This window comes from Polynucleobacter nymphae (assembly GCF_018882155.1).
In the GTDB taxonomy this organism is placed as follows: Bacteria; Pseudomonadota; Gammaproteobacteria; order Burkholderiales; family Burkholderiaceae; genus Polynucleobacter; species Polynucleobacter nymphae.
Genome location: NZ_JACVPA010000001.1, coordinates 1,239,462 through 1,257,395 on the forward strand (window position 1 = coordinate 1,239,462; position 17,934 = coordinate 1,257,395).

18 protein-coding genes are annotated in these 17,934 nt (G+C 45.9%); 5 read left to right on the forward strand and 13 right to left on the reverse strand.

Going from position 1 to position 17,934, the window contains the following annotated elements; translation table 11 throughout:
* Window positions 1-11 precede the first annotated feature (11 nt).
* The 3 genes from rsmG to ICN29_RS06445 form a co-directional block, all read right to left on the reverse strand.
* Window positions 12-680 carry a 16S rRNA (guanine(527)-N(7))-methyltransferase RsmG gene (rsmG, locus tag ICN29_RS06435; RefSeq protein WP_216130774.1) on the reverse strand — a complete coding sequence of 223 codons (669 nt, stop codon included), beginning with the start codon at window positions 678-680 and terminating at the stop codon, window positions 12-14.
* The gene (mnmG, locus tag ICN29_RS06440) at window positions 677-2,596 is read right to left on the reverse strand and encodes a tRNA uridine-5-carboxymethylaminomethyl(34) synthesis enzyme MnmG (RefSeq protein ID WP_216130776.1); all 1,920 of its coding nucleotides are present in this window, start codon (window positions 2,594-2,596) and stop codon (window positions 677-679) included. The genes rsmG and mnmG overlap by 4 nt, the downstream gene beginning before the upstream one ends.
* A 106-nt stretch (window positions 2,597-2,702) precedes the next feature.
* Window positions 2,703-3,452 (reverse strand): sulfite exporter TauE/SafE family protein, encoded by a 750-nt coding sequence (locus ICN29_RS06445; RefSeq protein WP_216861476.1) that lies wholly within the window; start codon window positions 3,450-3,452, stop codon window positions 2,703-2,705.
* A gap of 144 nt (window positions 3,453-3,596) precedes the next feature.
* On the opposite strand from ICN29_RS06445, the gene ICN29_RS06450 reads away from it, so the two are divergent.
* Genes ICN29_RS06450 through ICN29_RS06460 form a run of 3 tightly spaced genes read left to right on the forward strand, consistent with a single transcriptional unit; the run spans window position 3,597 to window position 6,557 of the window.
* Window positions 3,597-4,766, forward strand: coding sequence for an acyl-CoA dehydrogenase family protein (locus ICN29_RS06450; protein WP_216130778.1), 1,170 nt, complete (start codon window positions 3,597-3,599; stop codon window positions 4,764-4,766).
* Complete coding sequence (locus ICN29_RS06455) at window positions 4,766-5,536, forward strand: SDR family NAD(P)-dependent oxidoreductase (protein ID WP_216130779.1); 771 nt, start codon at window positions 4,766-4,768, stop codon at window positions 5,534-5,536. The genes ICN29_RS06450 and ICN29_RS06455 overlap by 1 nt, the downstream gene beginning before the upstream one ends.
* A 13-nt stretch (window positions 5,537-5,549) precedes the next feature.
* A complete protein-coding gene (locus tag ICN29_RS06460; RefSeq protein ID WP_216130781.1) occupies window positions 5,550-6,557 on the forward strand; it encodes a phosphotransferase family protein in 1,008 nt (335 codons plus the stop codon).
* A 2-nt stretch (window positions 6,558-6,559) separates the two neighbouring features.
* On the opposite strand, the gene ICN29_RS06465 is transcribed toward ICN29_RS06460, so the two are convergent.
* The 10 genes from ICN29_RS06465 to dnaA form a co-directional block, all read right to left on the reverse strand.
* Window positions 6,560-7,519 carry a branched-chain amino acid ABC transporter permease gene (locus ICN29_RS06465; protein ID WP_216130783.1) on the reverse strand — a complete coding sequence of 320 codons (960 nt, stop codon included), beginning with the start codon at window positions 7,517-7,519 and terminating at the stop codon, window positions 6,560-6,562.
* Window positions 7,516-8,400, reverse strand: a complete 885-nt coding sequence (locus tag ICN29_RS06470) for a branched-chain amino acid ABC transporter permease (RefSeq protein WP_216130785.1) — start codon at window positions 8,398-8,400, stop codon at window positions 7,516-7,518. Before ICN29_RS06470 ends, ICN29_RS06465 begins: the two co-directional genes overlap by 4 nt.
* 8 nt (window positions 8,401-8,408) lie before the next feature.
* Window positions 8,409-9,611, reverse strand: a complete 1,203-nt coding sequence (locus ICN29_RS06475; protein WP_216130787.1) for an ABC transporter substrate-binding protein — start codon at window positions 9,609-9,611, stop codon at window positions 8,409-8,411.
* A 28-nt stretch (window positions 9,612-9,639) separates the two neighbouring features.
* Window positions 9,640-10,344, reverse strand: coding sequence for an ABC transporter ATP-binding protein (locus ICN29_RS06480; protein ID WP_216130789.1), 705 nt, complete (start codon window positions 10,342-10,344; stop codon window positions 9,640-9,642).
* Window positions 10,341-11,102, reverse strand: a complete 762-nt coding sequence (locus tag ICN29_RS06485) for an ABC transporter ATP-binding protein (RefSeq protein ID WP_216130790.1) — start codon at window positions 11,100-11,102, stop codon at window positions 10,341-10,343. Before ICN29_RS06485 ends, ICN29_RS06480 begins: the two co-directional genes overlap by 4 nt.
* 95 nt (window positions 11,103-11,197) lie before the next feature.
* A complete protein-coding gene (locus ICN29_RS06490; RefSeq protein WP_216130792.1) occupies window positions 11,198-11,422 on the reverse strand; it encodes a DUF3717 domain-containing protein in 225 nt (74 codons plus the stop codon).
* Window positions 11,423-11,436: 14 nt separating this feature from the next.
* The gene (locus ICN29_RS06495; RefSeq protein ID WP_216130794.1) at window positions 11,437-11,931 is read right to left on the reverse strand and encodes an SET domain-containing protein; all 495 of its coding nucleotides are present in this window, start codon (window positions 11,929-11,931) and stop codon (window positions 11,437-11,439) included.
* A 2-nt stretch (window positions 11,932-11,933) separates the two neighbouring features.
* Window positions 11,934-14,432: a DNA topoisomerase (ATP-hydrolyzing) subunit B gene (gene gyrB, locus ICN29_RS06500; protein WP_216130796.1), complete on the reverse strand. Its 2,499-nt coding sequence runs from the start codon at window positions 14,430-14,432 to the stop codon at window positions 11,934-11,936.
* 11 nt (window positions 14,433-14,443) lie between these two features.
* The gene (gene dnaN, locus ICN29_RS06505) at window positions 14,444-15,559 is read right to left on the reverse strand and encodes a DNA polymerase III subunit beta (protein WP_216130798.1); all 1,116 of its coding nucleotides are present in this window, start codon (window positions 15,557-15,559) and stop codon (window positions 14,444-14,446) included.
* A 263-nt stretch (window positions 15,560-15,822) separates the two neighbouring features.
* The gene (dnaA, locus tag ICN29_RS06510) at window positions 15,823-17,250 is read right to left on the reverse strand and encodes a chromosomal replication initiator protein DnaA (protein WP_255538086.1); all 1,428 of its coding nucleotides are present in this window, start codon (window positions 17,248-17,250) and stop codon (window positions 15,823-15,825) included.
* A gap of 222 nt (window positions 17,251-17,472) precedes the next feature.
* Here dnaA and rpmH point away from each other — a divergent pair, with 222 nt between their 5' ends.
* Together rpmH and rnpA are read left to right on the forward strand one after the other, a co-directional pair.
* Entirely contained in the window at window positions 17,473-17,607 is a 135-nt protein-coding gene (rpmH, locus tag ICN29_RS06515; protein WP_011903922.1) for a 50S ribosomal protein L34, read from the forward strand.
* An 8-nt stretch (window positions 17,608-17,615) separates the two neighbouring features.
* On the forward strand, window positions 17,616-17,933 hold the full coding sequence (gene rnpA / locus ICN29_RS06520; RefSeq protein ID WP_216130800.1) for a ribonuclease P protein component: 318 nt from the start codon (window positions 17,616-17,618) through the stop codon (window positions 17,931-17,933).
* Window position 17,934: the final 1 nt, after the last annotated feature.

The window sequence follows — 17,934 nt, forward strand, 5'->3', positions numbered from 1 at the left end:
TTTGTTTTTTTCTAAAGGGGAAGGGATGATTTTTTCATGGGGCTCAAGACCAAAATGCGTCTTTCCACCGATAAGTTGGGTATGTGCAAAGGTTCATCGGCTAACAAGCGCCAATCCTTCATGCAAACTTCTTGCATCTCTTCGTCCGCACGCTTGCCTTTCATTGCAAACACCAGGCCATCGGGCTTTAAAAAGGGCAAAGAAAGCTCTAAAAAACGAGCCAAACTAGTAAAGGCTCTTGAAATTACCGCATCAAATTGTGCTTTTTGATGCACTGCAACATATTCAACGCGCTCGCTCAGAATTTCTATGTTTTTTAGCTTCAACTTCCCTCGAACATGCTGCAGAAAAGCGGCCTTCTTTCTAACCGCCTCAATTAAGCTTAAGCGCCATTCTGGCTCAACAATAGCGATTGGGATTGCGGGCAGACCACCCCCCGATCCAAGGTCGGCAATTTTAGGGTTAGGGCTTTTTAAGAACTGCCGTAAAATAGGTAAAACTGTAATAGAATCAATAAGATGCAACCTGATAGAGTCATCTTCATCCTCAATTGCAGTGAGGTTATGGACTTGATTCCAGCGGGCCATTTCTTGCAAAAAAAGCTCTAAATCAGCAATGTTTGCTTCGCTTAAGTTTAAGCCAAGCCCTTCAATTCCGAGAGCAAGCAAACCCTCGGTCATGTCGTTTCTTGGGAACGACCCAAACCTTTTTTAAGGTGCACCAGCAATAAAGAAAGTGCTGCTGGCGTTATCCCAGAAATCCTGCCGGCTTGGCCCAATGTTTCAGGCTTATGCAGGTTCAGCTTTTGTTGAACCTCCTTAGATAGGCCCAGTACGTTTGAGTAGTCTAGTGTTTCAGGCAAGGGGAAGTTCTCGTTATGTTCTTGGCGAGCAATTTCAAGTGCCTGGCGCTCAATATAGCCCTGATATTTCACTGAAATCTCTACTTGATCGCTAATTTGTGCAGCAAGCCCAATATCATCGTCCAAAATTCCAGGGGACCATAAACCATCGCCCAAGCTTGTAATTGCCTCATATGTAATGCCCGGGCGCCTTAAAAGCTCAGTCAAGGTGCACTCATGAGACAAGTCTTGGGCTAAAAGCTCTGAAATTAGTGGGGCCGCCTCATGTTTTGGCCCAACCCAAATATCCTGTAAGCGAGATGTTTCACGTGAAACAGCCTCTTGTTTTCTACAAAATACTTCCCAGCGATAGTCTTCCACCAAACCTAGATCGCGCCCAATTGGGGTTAAACGCATATCTGCGTTATCTTCACGCAAGCTAAGGCGATATTCGGCGCGACTGGTGAACATTCGGTAGGGCTCTTGGACCCCGCGCATGATTAAATCGTCTACTAAAACACCAATGTAAGATTCGCTACGCTTGGGCAACCAGGGCTCTTTGCCCTTAGCGGCAAGCCCCGCATTGATGCCCGCTAGCATTCCTTGGGCTGCGGCCTCTTCATAACCAGTGGTGCCATTAATCTGCCCTGCAAAGTACAGGCCAGCAATGGCTTTAGTTTCCAGGCTATGTCGTAGCTGGCGCGGGTCAAAAAAGTCATACTCAATCGCATAACCCGGGCGAACAATGACTGCAGACTCTAGGCCACGAATGCTTCTGACTAAATCCCACTGGATATCAAAGGGCAGGCTAGTTGAGATTCCGTTAGGATAAAACTCGTTGGTAGTTAAACCCTCGGGCTCTAAAAAGATCTGGTGGCTGTTTTTAGAGGCAAAACGATGAATTTTGTCCTCAATAGAAGGGCAATAGCGCGGGCCAACTCCCTCAATTACACCTGTATACATTGGGGAGCGATCCAAACCGCCCCGAATAATCTCATGCGTTTTTTCATTTGTATGAGAAATCCAGCAAGGCACCTGCTTTGGATGCTGCTCTGGACGACCTAAATATGAAAATACTGGGACTGGGTCCAAATCTCCCGGCTGTTCTTGCATGACAGAGAAATCAATTGTTCTGCCATCAATGCGGGGTGGGGTGCCGGTCTTGAGCCTACCTTGAGGAAGCTTTAACTCTTTTAAGCGAGCAGACAGAGAAACGGCTGCTGGGTCTCCTGCGCGACCGCCAGCATAATTATTTAAGCCAACGTGTATTTTTCCATCCAAGAAGGTTCCAGCAGTTAACACCACCTTTTTAGCCATAAACTCAAGGCCCATTTGCGTAACTACGCCCTGAACCGCGTCTCCATGAACCAATAGATCGTCTACCGCAGCCTGGAAAAGGCTCAAATTAGGCTGGTTTTCTAGACGGCGACGGATAGCTGCCTTGTATAAAATCCGATCGCCCTGGGCACGGGTTGCACGAACAGCAGGCCCCTTGCTGGAATTAAGGATTCGAAACTGGATGCCGGCCTCATCAGTGGCTGCAGCCATGGCTCCACCCATTGCGTCAATCTCTTTAACTAGGTGGCCCTTGCCAATGCCACCGATAGAGGGATTACAGCTCATTGCACCCAAACTCTCAATGCTATGGGTAATTAATAAGGTGTCACAACCCATGCGCGCCGCAGCTAGAGCGGCCTCAGTCCCAGCGTGGCCGCCGCCCACTACGATGACATCGAAACTTTTGGAATAACGCATGATTTGCCTCAGATAGGGCGATGATCATAGCATTTTGTTTGTTTCACGTGAAACAAAAGCAATCAAAGAAGAGTGGGGGAAGGGATCAAATTTCTAAGTATTTGATTTAGCTCAAGAAATAAGCATTCCAAGCAGACTTCAGAATCAACACGCTCACAATTACCAGAAAAGCCTTTCTTACAAAAGTACTGCCATGCTTAATGGCAAGCCGACTACCAAATTGACTGCCGGCAATATTGGCAATCATCATGGCAATACCAAGGGACCAATTAATTTGCCCTAAACTAGCCAGCATCAAAATTGCCGCTAGATTTGTTGCAACGTTCACCAACTTGGTTGCTGCAGATGCATGCAAAAAGTCAAAGGCAAAAAATCGCACGAAACCAAAAAGTAAAAAGCTGCCAGTACCAGGGCCGAAGAAGCCATCATAAAAACCAATGGTTAGGCCAAGAAGCGCCGCCTTAAATTGCTGAAAACGGCTTTTACCTTTTGGCGCATGCTCCACACCAAGCGACGGTTGAAACCAGGTATACAACAAAAGAAATAGTAAAACGAAGGGCAGGGCCTTGCGCAAAGGCTCTGCGGGGAAATTACTGACTGCGTTGGCCCCCAAAAGAGACCCAATAAAACCCGCCATGATTGCGGGCAATACAACAGCCCAAGGCAAAGAAACATGATGTAAATATTTTCGGGCAGCATTTAAGGTTCCACCAACAGCAGACACTTTATTGGTTGAGAGCAATGTTGCAGGATGCTCGTTAGGGTAGGCAGCAAATAGGGCTGGGACCTGGATTAAGCCACCGCCACCAGCCACTGCATCGACTAAGCCAGCAAAAAATGCCGTCGCCAAAAGCAAGGGCCAAATGAAAATTGAAAATTCGATGAGGGACTCAGTCAAAAAATAATCATAAGGTCTTACATGGGGCCTTATTCAAAATGTATTTTAGTCGTAGGAAGTTTAAAGTGTAATTTCGGTTTTCCCTGCCATTACAATTAAACGATGGACTTCTCTTTAACGCCCAAACTAGAAGAGTTGCGGGATCGGACGCGATCATTTATTCGTGATCAAATCATCCCGTTTGAAAAAGACCCGCGGCAAAATCAGCATGGTCCTGCGGAAGATTTGCGTAAAGAATTAATTGCCTTAGCGCGCAAAGCTAGCTTACTAACTCCACATGCCTCTATTGAAATGGGGGGCTTAGGTTTAAGCCATATCGAAAAAGCCATTGTTTTTGAAGAGGCAGGCTATTCCTCATTAGGGCCAACTGCAATGAATATTCATGCGCCCGACGAAGGCAACATTCATTTGCTAGAAGAGATTGCCAGCCCAGAACAAAAAGAGCGCTGGCTTCGCCCCCTAGTCGCCGGAAAAATTCGTTCCTGTTTTGCAATGACAGAGCCTGCGCCTGGTGCCGGCTCCGATCCTTCAATGCTAATGACGTCTGCCACCAAAGACGGCGAAAACTATCTCATCAATGGGAGCAAGTGGTTTATTACTGGGGCCGATGGCGCTGATTTTGTAATCATCATGGCGCGGGGGGAAGACGGGTCTGCGACCATGTTCCTCGCGGACATGAGTGCGCCGGGAATAAAGTTGGTTCGCAATATGAATGCAATGGATAGCTGCTTTACTGGTGGGCACGGGGTACTTGAATTTACTAATCTGCGCATACCCCCGAATCAGATATTGGGCCAGCTGGGCAGAGGGTTTAAGAATGCCCAGGTCCGCTTAGCGCCAGCCCGATTAACCCATTGCATGCGCTGGCTTGGCCAAGCACGACGCGCGCAAGACATTGCGATTGCCTATGCAAGCAAAAGAGAAGCCTTTGGGAAAATTTTAGGTGAGCATGAAGGCGCTGGATTTATGTTGGCAGACAACGATATGGATCTACAAACTTCTCGATTAAATATCTGGCATACGGCATGGCTTTTAGATCAAGGGCAGCCTTGCAATTTTGAGTCAAGCCGCGCCAAGGTAATTTGCTCTGAAGCAGAGTGGCGAGTCATCGATCGCTGCGTACAAATTTTGGGCGGCCAAGGAATCACAGGCGAAACCGCGCTCATGAAAATATTTCAAGATATGCGTGGCTTTCGGATCTATGACGGGCCTAGTGAAGTACACCGCTGGAGTATGGCGCGCAAAATTATTGCAAACAAAGAACTCAAGTGATGGATATCGGTCAGCTGTTTCGCCTAGATAACAAAACAGCCTTTATTACGGGCGCCTCTAGCGGTATTGGCAAACACTGCGCCCTCTTACTGGCTCAAGCGGGCGCTAAAGTAGCCATCGCATCTCGCCGCATAGCCGAGCTGCAAGCTGTCGTAGATCAAATCGCTCAGTTGGGTGGCCAAGCAAAGGCTTTTGAATTAGACGTCACCAACAAAAAAAGTGTAGTGAAATGTTTTGATGAAATGATGGCGTGGTCTTTGCCAACCATTGTTATTAACAATGCGGGTATGAGCATCAATCGCAAACTGCTTGACCAAACCGAAGAAGATTGGGATCGTGTAATTGATACCAACTTAAAAGGTTCTTGGCTGGTTGCTACTGAGGCCGCACGGCGCATGGTTGCCTCTAATACCTCTGGCAGCATTATCAATATTGCCTCTATTTTGGGAGAGCGCGTTATTGGAGGTGTTGCTCCCTATGTCATCTCTAAGGCAGGGGTCATCCAAAGCACCAAAGTCATGGCGCTAGAACTTGCACGCCACCAAATTCGGGTCAACGCACTATTGCCTGGTTATGTCATTACTGACCTCAATCGCGACTTTCTACTGAGTGAGGCTGGTCAAAAAATTTTGGCGCGCATACCTTCACGCCGCTTCAATAATTTAGAGGATTTAAATGGGGCATTATTGCTCTTAGCCTCTGATGCCAGCAGTGCCATGACCGGCGCAACCATTGCGGTAGATAGCGGCCACCTGATTAACGGCTTATAAATACAAATCGGCTATGCAAACCCCCTCTTTTCAAGAGCCGCTTGCTAACTACTTACATGGCTTAGGCCTCAGTAAAGGCCCGATAGAGCTTAGCCCATTTACTGGTGGCCAATCGAATCCGACATTCAAAATTAGTAATGGAAACTCCCATTACGTACTCAGAAAAAAACCGAGCGGCCTACTGTTGCCATCAGCACATGCAGTTGATCGAGAGCATCGCGTCATGAAGGCACTGGCCAATACAGATGTTCCTGTTCCCCAAATGCTGGCGTATTGTGAGGATGAAAGCATTATTGGGACTCCTTTTTTCATCATGGAATATCTGGACGGGCGAGTCTTTGTAGATCAATCTTTGCCTGGCCTCACAGCCAGCGAGCGCCAGCAGATTTACAAAAAAATGAATCAGACTATCTCTGCGATACATCGCCTAGATTATGTGTCGCTTGGATTAGAAACTTTTGGCAAGCCGGGAAATTATTTTGCGCGGCAAATTACGCGCTGGTCCCGGCAAGTGCGCGAAGCCAACATCGCCATTCCTAACTCTCTTAATCAGTTGATGGACTGGTTACCTGAGCACATTCCTCCTGAAGACAAAACCTCGCTGATCCATGGCGACTTTCGCATGGACAATCTGATCTTTCACAAAACTGATTTGCGCATCATTGGTGTTTTAGATTGGGAGCTTTCTACCCTTGGCAATCCTTTGGCAGATTTTGCCTACCAATGTATGGCCTGGAGAATTGCCCCCACCCTTTGGCGCGGGATACAGGGGCTAGACTTGGCTGCCTTAGGAATTCCTAGCGAATCTGAATATATTGCCTTATACGAAAAACAAATAGGTCGATCAATTTCGGAACACTGGCCCTTTCTGATGGCTTACAACTTATTCCGAATCTCGGCAATTTTGCATGGCATTACTAAGCGCGCGATGGATGGCAATGCTAATGCCCCTGATGCCATTGAAAACGGGGCGAAAGCGGGGGCGCTTGCTGATCTCGGTTGGGCCTGTGCCCAACAGTAAGGCTATTGCTTTTTAATAAAGATTCCAACTAAGCCGCGGCGAAAAGCCATCACACAGAAAACAAATATCAAGCCTGTGACAACGGTGACTGACTCACCCAAAGAATTAAACCAAGCTACGCCAGTAATTTGAGCCAAGAAGTCTCCAATTTCACCTACCCGATGCTCAAGTAAAACAATTACTAAAGCGCCTACAAATGGGCCGGCCAAAGTGCCAACACCGCCAACCAAAGTCATCAAAATGACCAGGCCAGACATAGTCCAATGCACATCTGTCAGCGTCTCAAAACCCAAGACCAAAGCTTGAACGGCGCCTGCTAAGCCAGCAAGCGCAGCAGACAAAACAAATACTAAAAACTTAAAACGATTCACGTTATAGCCCAACGAGATTGCACGCGGCTCATTCTCTTTAATCGCCTTGAGGACCTGTCCAAATGGAGAGGAAATGATTCTGGTGATGAACAAGAATCCAATCAGCGTCGTCGCTAAAACAAAGTAGTAAAGATTTAAGTCGCTTTGTAAGTTAATGAAACCAAAGAGCTCGCCCCTTGGAATGCTCTGAAAGCCATCTTCGCCCCCAGAGGCCGGGGCTTGCAGGCAGATAAAGTAAAACATCTGTGCCAAGGCCAAGGTAATCATGGAAAAGTAAATACCTTGCCTTCTAATTGCAAGGCCACCAATTAGCGCACCCAAGGCTGCAGCAAATAAAACTCCAAGAAGAATTCCGCCGGCTGGACCAACACCCATATCGCGCATGAAATATCCCGCACAATAACCAGCGCCACCAAAAAATGCAGCGTGCCCAAAAGATAAAAGGCCTGTATAGCCCAGCAATAAATTAAATGCTGCTGCAAAAAGAGCGAAGCACAAAATCTTCATCAAGAAAATGGGGTAGGCAAAAAATGGCGCAGCTAGTGCGACAGCAAGAATTGCCAAAAAAATCCAAAGTTTGGGTGATTTCATTTTTCCCGCCCAAACAAGCCTGCCGGCCTAAATAACAAAACAATCACCATGATCGCAAACACCACAGTGCTTGAAGCTTCTGGATAAAACACCTTAGTCAGACCCTCAATCAAACCCAAGCCTAGACCAGTAACAATTGACCCCATGATGGATCCCATGCCGCCGATCACCACTACAGCAAAAACAATAATGATGAGGTTAGACCCCATCAACGGAGAAACTTGAATAATGGGTGCAGCGAGCACACCCGAAAAAGCAGCAAGCGCAACCCCAAACCCGTAAGTCAAAGTTGTCATAAGAGGGAAATTCACACCAAACGCCTGCACTAATTTTGGATTTTCTGTACCAGCCCGCAAATAAGCACCGATGCTCGTTTTTTCTATCACATACCAAGTTGCAAAACACACTGTCAATGAAGAAACTATCACCCAAGCGCGGTAGTTTGGCAAAATCATAAAACCTAAATCCGTTGCGCCGCTTAAGGCTTGTGGCGCGCTATAAGACAATCCAGAGGCGCCATAAATAGAGCGTAATACGCCCTCAATAAATAGCGTTAAGCCAAAGGTCAACAAGAGCCCATACAAATGATCAAGTTGATATAAATGCCTTAATAGCAAACGCTCAATCACAATGCCAATCAAGCCAACGATGATCGGCGCTAACAGCAACATTACCCAATAATTAATTCCAAAATATTGTCCTGCCATCCAAGTCACAATGGCGCCCAACATAAACATGGCGCCATGTGAAAAGTTAATAACATTCAAAAGGCCAAAGATTACCGCCAATCCCAAACTGAGGATTGCATAGAAACTGCCGTTAACCAGCCCCAAAAGGAGCTGGCTTAACAGAGCGGAACTAGAAAGGCCAAAAATTTCCAAAGTGGGTCTTATTTATTCAACAAAGCGCACTTGGAATCAGCGGGAATCGAGAATGCTTTTTCCCCTGAAAGAGTGGATACCAGTTTGTAATACTTCCATGGGCTTTCAACCTCGCTTGGGGCCTTCACTTCATAAAGGTACATGTCGTGAACCATAGTTCCATCTTTGCGGATATAACCATTTTTTGTAAACATGTCATTGATTTTGACCTTGCGCATTTGCTGCATGACTTTATCTGAGTCATTAGTGCCGGCTGCTTTAACTGCATTTAAATAGGTCATGGTGGAGGAGTAATTACCAGCCTGCACCATCGTTGGCATGCGCTTCATTTTCTCAAAGTAGCGTTTTGCAAACTGGCGTGTCTGATCATTTTGATCCCAATACCATGCGGTTGTTGCCAAGAGGCCTTGTGCATTTTGAATCCCAATTGCATGCACGTCGGAAATAAAAACTAGCAAGCCAGCAAGCTTCATCGTTTTGGTAATACCAAATTCATTGGCAGCTTTCACGGAGTTAATGGTATCTCCGCCCGCATTGGCTAAACCAAGAACCTGAGCTTTTGACGCTTGTGCTTGTAGTAAGTAAGAAGAAAAGTCACTAGCACTTAAGGGGTGCTTCACGGATCCTAAGACCTTGCCGCCGTTAGCAGTTACCACGCTGGCCGCATCCTTCTCAAGCGCATAACCAAAAGCGTAGTCAGCGGTCAAGAAATACCAAGTCTTAAGGCCCTTGTCCATCATTCCTTTTGCGGACCCGTTGGCTAGCGCAATCGTGTCATAGGTATAGTGAATGGTGTAGGGTGTGCACTGCTCATTGGTTAAGGCTGAAGTGCCGGCGCCGTTATTAATATAAATACGCTTTTTCTCAGCCGCCACTTTTGCTGTTGCAAGAGCAGTTCCTGAGTTGGTTCCACCAAAAACAACGCTTACGCCGTCTTGATCAATCCACTCTCGGGTTTTAGATGCAGCAATGTCTGCTTTGTTTTGGTGGTCTGCTGAAACGATTTCAATTTTCTTGCCCAAAACATTGCCGCCAAAATCCGCTACCGCCATTTTGATGGCCTCTAAACCGCCCTGTCCGTCAATATCTGCATACAAACCAGACATATCAGTAATAAAACCGATCTTTACAGCGGATGGATCCGCCGCATTTGCGCCACTAGAGACTGCGGCTAAAGCCGCCACTGCCATAGAAATTAAAGTCCGCTTCATTGTTTTTCCTTTAAAAGTAAACACTCAACTAAACGCCTAAATACCCGTTTAAGACTTCGGCCTTGGCCTTTAAGTCTGCACGCTCCACCACCTCTACTATCAAACCACTTTCAACTACATAATGTCTGTCTGCCAGTTCCGCCGCAAACCTAAAGTTTTGCTCTACCAGCACAATCGTAAAACCCTTGTTTCTTAATTTAGAAACCACCTCGCCAAGTTTTTCAACGATCACGGGGGCAAGGCCTTCAGTAATCTCATCTAACAACAAAAGTTTGGCGCCAGTTCTTAAAATTCGGGCCATCGCCAACATTTGCTGCTCACCACCAGAAAGCCTGGTGCCAGGGCTGTTTCGCCTCTCATAAAGATTAGGAAACATCTCATAAATTTCTTCTAATTCCATGCCACCAGAAGAAACCTTGGGGGGAAGTAGAAGATTTTCTTGAGCATCTAGGCTGCCAAAAATGCCTCTTTCTTCTGGGCAATACCCAATCCCCAGGCGGGCAATTTGATAGGTTGGCAGCCCAATAGTCTCAATGCCAAAGACGCTGATAGAGCCCGTCCGTTTGCTGGTCAGGCCCAAGATAGTCTTAAGCATGGTGCTTCTACCGGCACCATTTCTACCCAAAAGAGTCACAACCTCTCCATCGCGCACTGCAAAGTTCAGGCCGTGCAAAATATGGGATTCCCCATACCAAGATTCTAAATTTTTTACCTCTAGTGCCATGCCACTCATAAAGCGTCACCCCCATGGCTGCCCATATAGGCCTCAACCACTAATGGGTTTTTAGAAACCTCTTGATAAGAGCCCTCTGCTAAAACAGCCCCACGCTGCAGCACGGTAATCCGGTCCGCAATGGAGGCAACAACTTTCATGTTGTGCTCAACCATCAGAATGGTGCGGCCCTTAGCAACCCGATCAATCAGCTCTGTTACACGCTCCACATCTTCGTGCCCCATGCCTTGAGTCGGCTCATCTAAGAGCATTAACTCTGGCTCCATAGCAAGGGTGGTTGCAATTTCTAGTGCGCGCTTGCGACCATATGCCAAGTTTAAGGTTTGCTCATTGGCAAACTCCTCTAAACCAACCTCATGTAGCAACTCCATAGCGCGCTCATTCAGAACATTGAGGGAGTCACCGGACCTCCAAAAATAAAACTCGGTCCCCAATCCTCGCTGCAGCGCAACACGAACGTTTTCTAAAACAGTTAAATGGGGGAAAACCGCTGAGATTTGAAAAGAGCGAATAATGCCGCGGCGCGCAATTAAGGCTGGGGCCTCGCTTGTAATGTCTAGGCCATTAAATAAGATTTGACCGCTGCTTGGCTCCAAAAACTTGGTGAGCAAGTTAAAGCAAGTAGTTTTCCCTGCTCCATTTGGGCCTATTAATGCGTGAATAGCTCCTCTAGCAACCTTGAGGTTCACGTCATTAACCGCTGAAAACCCCTTAAAGGATTTTCCCAGTCCAATTGTCTCTAATATTGTTTCTTGCAAGCTTGTTTCCTCTGCCCTCTAGCGGGGCAAGACATTGAGGATAACCCAAGATAGCCTTGCTATATATAGCGATAACCCTAAATAAAGGGGGTTGGTTAGGTGGCCTGGTTAATTTTTTGAAAGTTTTGAATTGCTATCCGCGCAGCATCGTCCAAAACATCCATTGGCACACGCTGAGAGCCTTGGATAATCATTAGTGCGTAGGGTTTTGCAAGGGCAGCGGCTTCTGGGCACAAGCGCAGCTCTTCGCCCCCTGCTGGCCTCTGGCTGCGCCAATAGTTGATTGCGGCCTCAAGCTCCTGAATGCTGATGTACAACATAAGATATTGGGCGCCTACTTGCCCTTAAGGGCAAGCATAGTGCCACGACATTTCTTGGCGCCGCATCGACACTCATAGTCTTTTTTCATCTGCTTACTAATGCGACCCTCTATGTCAAGGGAGTAGTCATAAAACAACTCCTCACCAACCTTAAGGTCGCGCTTGGCATAAATAAAGACACGGGGCTCGCCATCATAAACACCCTCTTTTGTCTCACAGATTGGCTTGCACGAATGGTTAATCCAGCGTGCAGCATTGCCGCCATACTTCGCATCAATGACACGACCATCATCCAAAGAAAAGTAAAACGTATGATTCGGGTCCTTCTTATCATGTGGGTGACGCTTAATAGCCAACTTCCAACTAATACGTTCGCCCCTGTATTCAATAATGGCTTGGCCCTTCTTAATTGGCTTTACTACAAAAACACCTTTGCCATGAATGGGTGAGGATTTAACAACAATAGAAGACCGATCCACCTTGGGAGGTGTTAATTTTTTTGATTTCATATTTAGACGTCTAGGTTGCGTGCGATGAGCGCATTTTTTTCAATAAATGCACGACGAGGTTCAACCTCGTCCCCCATCAACGTTGTAAAGACCTGATCTGCTGCAATAGCGTCCTCAATCTTTACTTGTAATAAAGTGCGTGAGTTAGTGTCCATGGTGGTTTCCCACAGCTGTGATGGGTTCATCTCACCCAAACCTTTATATCGCTGACGGCTTAGAACGCGCTCAGCCTCAGATAGCAGCCAAGAAAATGCCGCCCTAAAGTCTCCAATTGTTTGTTCTTTTTGACTCTTGTCTGGATCGCCACGGCGAACTTTAGAGCCAGGTAAAACCTTGCCCGACAAAACGGCAGCGGCATTGGAGAGGCTTTGGTAATCGTCTCCATGCACAAAGTCAGAGTTAATTGAAGAAAGTTTGAGGTTGCCATGAATGCGGCGTGACAACAACAATCTAAAGCGCTCAGTACGATCCTCTTTTTGCACAATGATTTCTGGTAGCAGCGCCAAGGGGTTTAAAGAATCTGATAGCGCCTCTCTTAAGCGGGCAGCAGAATCATTTGCAGATTGCTCTGTGTCTAAGTTGAGTTGAGCGCCGGAGGCAATTGCCCGTAAAGCGTCCTCGTCAATTGTGCGCGACAGACGATCAACAATCGACTGAATTACTTGATAGTGCTTAGCCAGCTCGTTTAGAGAGGCGCCCTCGATAATTTCACCAGTTGGGGTTTGTAAAGACGCTGTTTCTAGGGCGATCTTTAACAACAACTGGTTGAGCTCCACATCATCTTTAATGTATTGCTCATTTTTGCCGAACTTCACCTTGTAAAGCGGTGGCTGTGCGATATAGATGTGGCCGCGCTCAATTAACTCTGGCATCTGTCTATAGAAAAAAGTGAGTAGTAAGGTCCGAATGTGGCTGCCGTCAACGTCCGCATCGGTCATGATGATGATGCGGTGATAGCGCAGCTTGTCTGCTTTATATTCTTCAATACCAATACCCGTGCCAAGAACGGTAATCAAGGTAACAACCTCTTGACTGGCCAACATTTTGTCAAAGCGCGCTTTTTCTACGTTCAGAATTTTTCCCTTTAAAGGAAGGATTGCCTGAAAGCGACGATCGCGCCCTTGCTTGGCAGAGCCGCCCGCAGAGTCACCCTCGACAATAAATAATTCTGATTTGGCGGGGTCTTTTTCTTGGCAATCCGCTAACTTTCCAGGAAGCCCAAGGCCATCTAGCGCGCCTTTGCGCCTTGTCATGTCGCGCGCTTTGCGAGCTGCTTCACGAGCTCGTGCAGCGTCAACAATTTTTCCACAGAGAATTTTTGCGTCTGCCGGGCGCTCTTGTAAATATGCTGAAAGAGCCTCTGCAACAATTTCTTCGATTGGTCCACGAACCTCACTAGAAACCAGCTTATCTTTTGTTTGGCTTGAGAATTTAGGCTCCGGAACCTTGACCGATAAAACACAAGTTAAACCCTCGCGCATATCATCGCCAGAAATTTCTACCTTAGCCCTTTTAGCAACCTCATGCTCGTCAATATATTTATTAATAACGCGCGTCATTGCTGCACGCAAACCTGTTAAGTGTGTGCCTCCGTCGCGCTGAGGAATGTTGTTGGTAAAACAAAGCACCTGCTCGCTAAAGCTGTCGTTCCACTGCATCGATACTTCGGCGGTAATTTGACCACCAAGATCAGAGGGGCGGTTACCTTCTGCATAAAAAATATTAGGGTGTAAAACGTTTTTTGTTTGGTTAATGTACTCAACAAAACCCTTAACGCCGCCAGAAAATGCAAAATCTTCTTCTTGCCCAGTGCGTTGATCAATTAATTTGATGTGTACACCATTATTTAAAAATGAAAGCTCGCGAATACGCTTTACAAGAATTTCATAATGAAACTCTACGTGTCCAAAAATGGTCTCGTCGGCCAAGAAATGCACCTCAGTTCCCGAAAGCTCTGTGTCGCCAGTAACCGTTATTGGGGATGTGGCAACCCCCTTCTCTTCTTGAATATTACGGTTCTTAATGACGCCTCGCTCAAACTCCATGTAGTGAGTTTTTCCGTCGCGACGAATAGTAAGTTTTAGCCATTTTGATAGCGCATTTACGCAGCTAACACCCACACCATGTAAACCCCCAGAAACCTTATAGCTGTTTTGGTCAAACTTACCGCCGGCGTGTAGCTCGGTCATAACAATTTCAGCGGCACTTCGCTTTGGGTCATGCTTGTCGTCGTATTTAATGCCCGTTGGCACACCTCGTCCATTGTCAACAATGGAAATAGAGTTGTCAGTTTGAATGACAACGGTAATTTCTGAACAATAACCGGCTAGCGCCTCATCTATAGAATTATCTAAAACCTCAAAAACCAGATGATGCAAGCCTGTCCCATCAGAGGTGTCTCCAATGTACATGCCAGGACGTTTGCGAACAGCTTCAAGGCCCTCTAAGATTTGAATCGATGCGGCGCCATACTGCTCAACTACTTTTTTTTCTTCAGTCATTTTTTTCTAAGTTAAATACGCATTGGCATCACAACATACTTGAAGCTCTCTGAGCCAGGCAGAGTAATTACAGCGCTGCTGTTTGCATCGCCCAAACTAATTTGGATTTTTTCATTCTTCAAGTTAGATAAAACATCTAATAAATAACTTACGTTAAATCCAATTTCCACTGTATCGCCACTGTATTCGGTTTCGATTTCCTCTTGAGCCTCTTCTTGCTCAGCGTTAGTAGATTGAACGGTGATGCGATTAGGTGATAAAGAAAAGCGGACACCTTTAAATTTATCTGTAGTGAGAATAGCGGCGCGTTGGAGGGCTGCTTGTAAAACATCACGACCAACAACTAAAGTGTTTTTATGTCCTTTAGGAATAACTCTTTGGAAGTCTGGGAATTTACCCTCAACCAATTTCGAAATTAATTCAATATCACCAAACGCAAATTTCACTTGATTTGTTGTAAGGCTGATTTCCAGTGGCTCATCCGAATCCTCTAAGAGATGTTGACATTCCAAAATTGTTTTGCGAGGAATAATGATTTCTTGTCTTTGGCCGGAGCCTGATGGAGCTTCAGCCAGCTCAACCTGAGAGTAGGCAAGTCGATGTCCGTCGGTTGCAACCGCCACCACCTCTTTACCCTCAACAACTAACAACATTCCATTTAAGTAATAACGAATATCTTGTTGCGCCATGGAAAAATGTACTTGGCTAATTAACTGACGAAAGCTTTTTTGTGACATTTTCCATGTAGCCGTGACTTCACCAACGCTTTGCATTACCGGAAACTCTGCAGCAGATAAAGTTTGTAACGAAAAACGACTTTTACCGCTCTGCACAACCATGCGATTGTCTTTTAGATTAAGGGAAACGGGACCCTCTGGTAGTGCACGCAAAATATCTAGTAATTTTCTAGCGGCAACAGTAGTCGTCGCATCTTCTGAACCAACACCAAAATTTGCGTTGGTGGTGATTTGGATTTCAATGTCTGTTGAGATAAAAGAAACTTTCTCACCAGTCTTTTTAAAAAGCAGGTTTGCCAAAATTGGCAGTGTGTGTCTACGTTCAACAATCCCACTAACAACCTGAAGGGGTTTAAGTAAGTTATCGCGTGAAGTGTTAACGAGTTGCATTGCTTTTAAATCCTTGTATATATCTTAGTAGTAATAGTAATAAGGCTTCTTATTTTAGTGGATAAGTCAAAAAAACCATATAAATCAACACACTAGAAGACAAAAAACCTGTGGAAAACCCTTGTATAAACACTGCATAAAAAGTGAATAACTTTTTTTCAACCCCCTATTTTTGCATGAAGCTGGGCTTTTCCACAATTTATCCACACACAATCCCCAAGCTTATCCCTAGCGTTGTCCACATCCTTATCCACAGGCAAAAACTACGCCTTCAAGGTTTGCTCAATGACGTGGATTTCGTGGTTTAACTGGCCGTCGTGGGAGCGTTCGTCCGCTATCTTTCGAACCGCGTGTAAGACCGTTGTGTGGTCCCTGCCACCAAAAAGCTCGCCAATCTCAGGAAGGCTTTTTTGAGTTAATTCTTTAGCCATAAACATTGCAATTTGGCGTGGTCGCGCGATATTCGCAGGTCTCTTTTTTGAGTACATGTCGGCAACCTTGATGCTATAAAAATCAGCCACAGCCTTTTGGATGTTTTCAACGGAAATCTGGCGATTTTGTATTGAGAGAAGGTCTTTAAGCGCAACCCTAGCCACCTCAATCGTTACCTCGCGGCCATGAAAGCGAACAAAAGCCAATATTTTCCTGAGCGCTCCCTCAAGCTCACGGACGTTAGAACGTAAGTGTTTGGCCACAAAAAAAGCCACATCCTCGCTCATTGGGATTCCCTCACTAACCGCTTTTTTCATCAAAATAGCGACTCGCATTTCTAGCTCCGGCGGCTCAATCGCAACCGTTAGGCCAGAATCAAAGCGAGAAATTAGGCGATCGTCAATGCCTGCCATCTCTTTTGGGTAGGTGTCGCTTGTAATGATGACTTGCGCCTTGTTGCTGAGGAGCGCTTCAAAGGCGTAAAAAAACTCTTCTTGCGTTCTAGATTTGCCGCTAAAAAATTGGATGTCATCAATTAATAAAAGGTCTAGCGAGTGGTAGTAGCGCTTAAAGCGATCAAACGCTTTTTGTTGGTATGCGCGCACCACATCTGAGACATATTGTTCGGCATGTATATAACGAATGCGGGCATTGGGCTTTTCTTTTAAGAGGTGATTACCGATTGCGTGGATTAAATGTGTCTTACCAAGACCCACTCCACCATACAAAAACATTGGGTTGTACGAGCTGCCAGGGTTATGTGCAACCTGTATTGAGGCTGCTCTAGCAAGCTGGTTAGCTTTACCAGTAACAAAGGTTTCAAAGGTGAGGTTGGGGTTGAGTTTTGAGTGGTCTTCAATTTCAAACGCGCCCTCCTCGAAAGAGGTGGCCGCTTCAGCGGTACTTGTTTGATTGGGTTCAGGTGTGGCGCTCATTGAAATTGTTGGTGCAGCAACTGATGGCGTGGCCACCTCAACGTCGAGGACAAAATTGACATTAATTGGCAGGCCAAAATACTGTGATGCCAACTCCTGAAACCGATCGGCAAATGTTTTTTTAATCCAGTCAAGCTTAAAGCGGTTTGGAGCACCAATAGTTAGTGAGTGATCACTCTCATCAAATGAGACAAGAGTCAAAGGTTGAATCCAAGTCTTAAACTGTTGGGGCGATAACTCACGGGAAAGCGTGCTAACAGCGCCATCCCAAAAAACCAAGGGGCTGATTGAATTTAATGCGGGGGGATTTTGTAGGTTACTCATATTTTTAGAGGATCCATTGTAGCGATGCTACAAAGTTATCCACAAGCTACAAAAACGTGGAAAAGCTGTGGATAACTTGTGAACAAGGCTAAAAAAACGATATAAATTAACGCCTTAAGATAAAAACTCATAAAAATAGAGAAAAACACCTATATATTCATCAAGATAGATTGACCTTTTGCCTTGCAACAAGGAAAATAGTCGGTTTTCCCGGGATATATCATGAAAAGAACCTACCAACCATCAGTAACACGCCGTAAACGCACGCACGGTTTTCGTATTCGCATGAAAACCAAGAGCGGCCGTGCAGTATTAAACGCACGACGCGCAAAGGGTCGTAAGCGTTTGGCCGTTTGATTTAGCCATTGAACAGCGCCAGGATTTCTGAGTTATTAAAAATACACCCCAAAACAAGTTCGTATTGGGGCCTGTATGCTGCGCCCACCCAAGAGGGCATTAAGCCAGACTTGGGGGTAGCGGTAGCTAAGAAATTAGCAAAAAGAGCAGTTGACCGCAATCGCCTAAAAAGAATGATTCGCGAATTAATTTGGGCTGCCCAAGCAGGCAACTTAGATAAAGATGTAGTGGTAAAGCTCAAAAAACCAATTGGCCGTGAGACGCGGGGTAGGCTTAGAAAAAAAGAAACAGAACTTCTGCGCTCTCAGATCTCGGGATTAATTTAAG

What these genes read in the sequence shown, in the direction of transcription:
- gyrB (WP_216130796.1), bottom strand. Translation starts at nt 14,432, where the DNA reads ATGACTGAAGAAAAAAAAGTAGTTGAGCAGTATGGCGCCGCATCGATT.
- ICN29_RS06460 (WP_216130781.1), top strand. Translation starts at nt 5,550, where the DNA reads ATGCAAACCCCCTCTTTTCAAGAGCCGCTTGCTAACTACTTACATGGC.
- ICN29_RS06495 (WP_216130794.1), bottom strand. Translation starts at nt 11,931, where the DNA reads ATGAAATCAAAAAAATTAACACCTCCCAAGGTGGATCGGTCTTCTATT.
- ICN29_RS06480 (WP_216130789.1), bottom strand. Translation starts at nt 10,344, where the DNA reads ATGAGTGGCATGGCACTAGAGGTAAAAAATTTAGAATCTTGGTATGGG.
- ICN29_RS06475 (WP_216130787.1), bottom strand. Translation starts at nt 9,611, where the DNA reads ATGAAGCGGACTTTAATTTCTATGGCAGTGGCGGCTTTAGCCGCAGTC.
- ICN29_RS06465 (WP_216130783.1), bottom strand. Translation starts at nt 7,519, where the DNA reads ATGAAATCACCCAAACTTTGGATTTTTTTGGCAATTCTTGCTGTCGCA.
- ICN29_RS06455 (WP_216130779.1), top strand. Translation starts at nt 4,766, where the DNA reads ATGGATATCGGTCAGCTGTTTCGCCTAGATAACAAAACAGCCTTTATT.
- rpmH (WP_011903922.1), top strand. Translation starts at nt 17,473, where the DNA reads ATGAAAAGAACCTACCAACCATCAGTAACACGCCGTAAACGCACGCAC.
- ICN29_RS06450 (WP_216130778.1), top strand. Translation starts at nt 3,597, where the DNA reads ATGGACTTCTCTTTAACGCCCAAACTAGAAGAGTTGCGGGATCGGACG.
- ICN29_RS06490 (WP_216130792.1), bottom strand. Translation starts at nt 11,422, where the DNA reads ATGTTGTACATCAGCATTCAGGAGCTTGAGGCCGCAATCAACTATTGG.
- mnmG (WP_216130776.1), bottom strand. Translation starts at nt 2,596, where the DNA reads ATGCGTTATTCCAAAAGTTTCGATGTCATCGTAGTGGGCGGCGGCCAC.
- dnaN (WP_216130798.1), bottom strand. Translation starts at nt 15,559, where the DNA reads ATGCAACTCGTTAACACTTCACGCGATAACTTACTTAAACCCCTTCAG.
- dnaA (WP_255538086.1), bottom strand. Translation starts at nt 17,250, where the DNA reads ATGAGTAACCTACAAAATCCCCCCGCATTAAATTCAATCAGCCCCTTG.
- rsmG (WP_216130774.1), bottom strand. Translation starts at nt 680, where the DNA reads ATGACCGAGGGTTTGCTTGCTCTCGGAATTGAAGGGCTTGGCTTAAAC.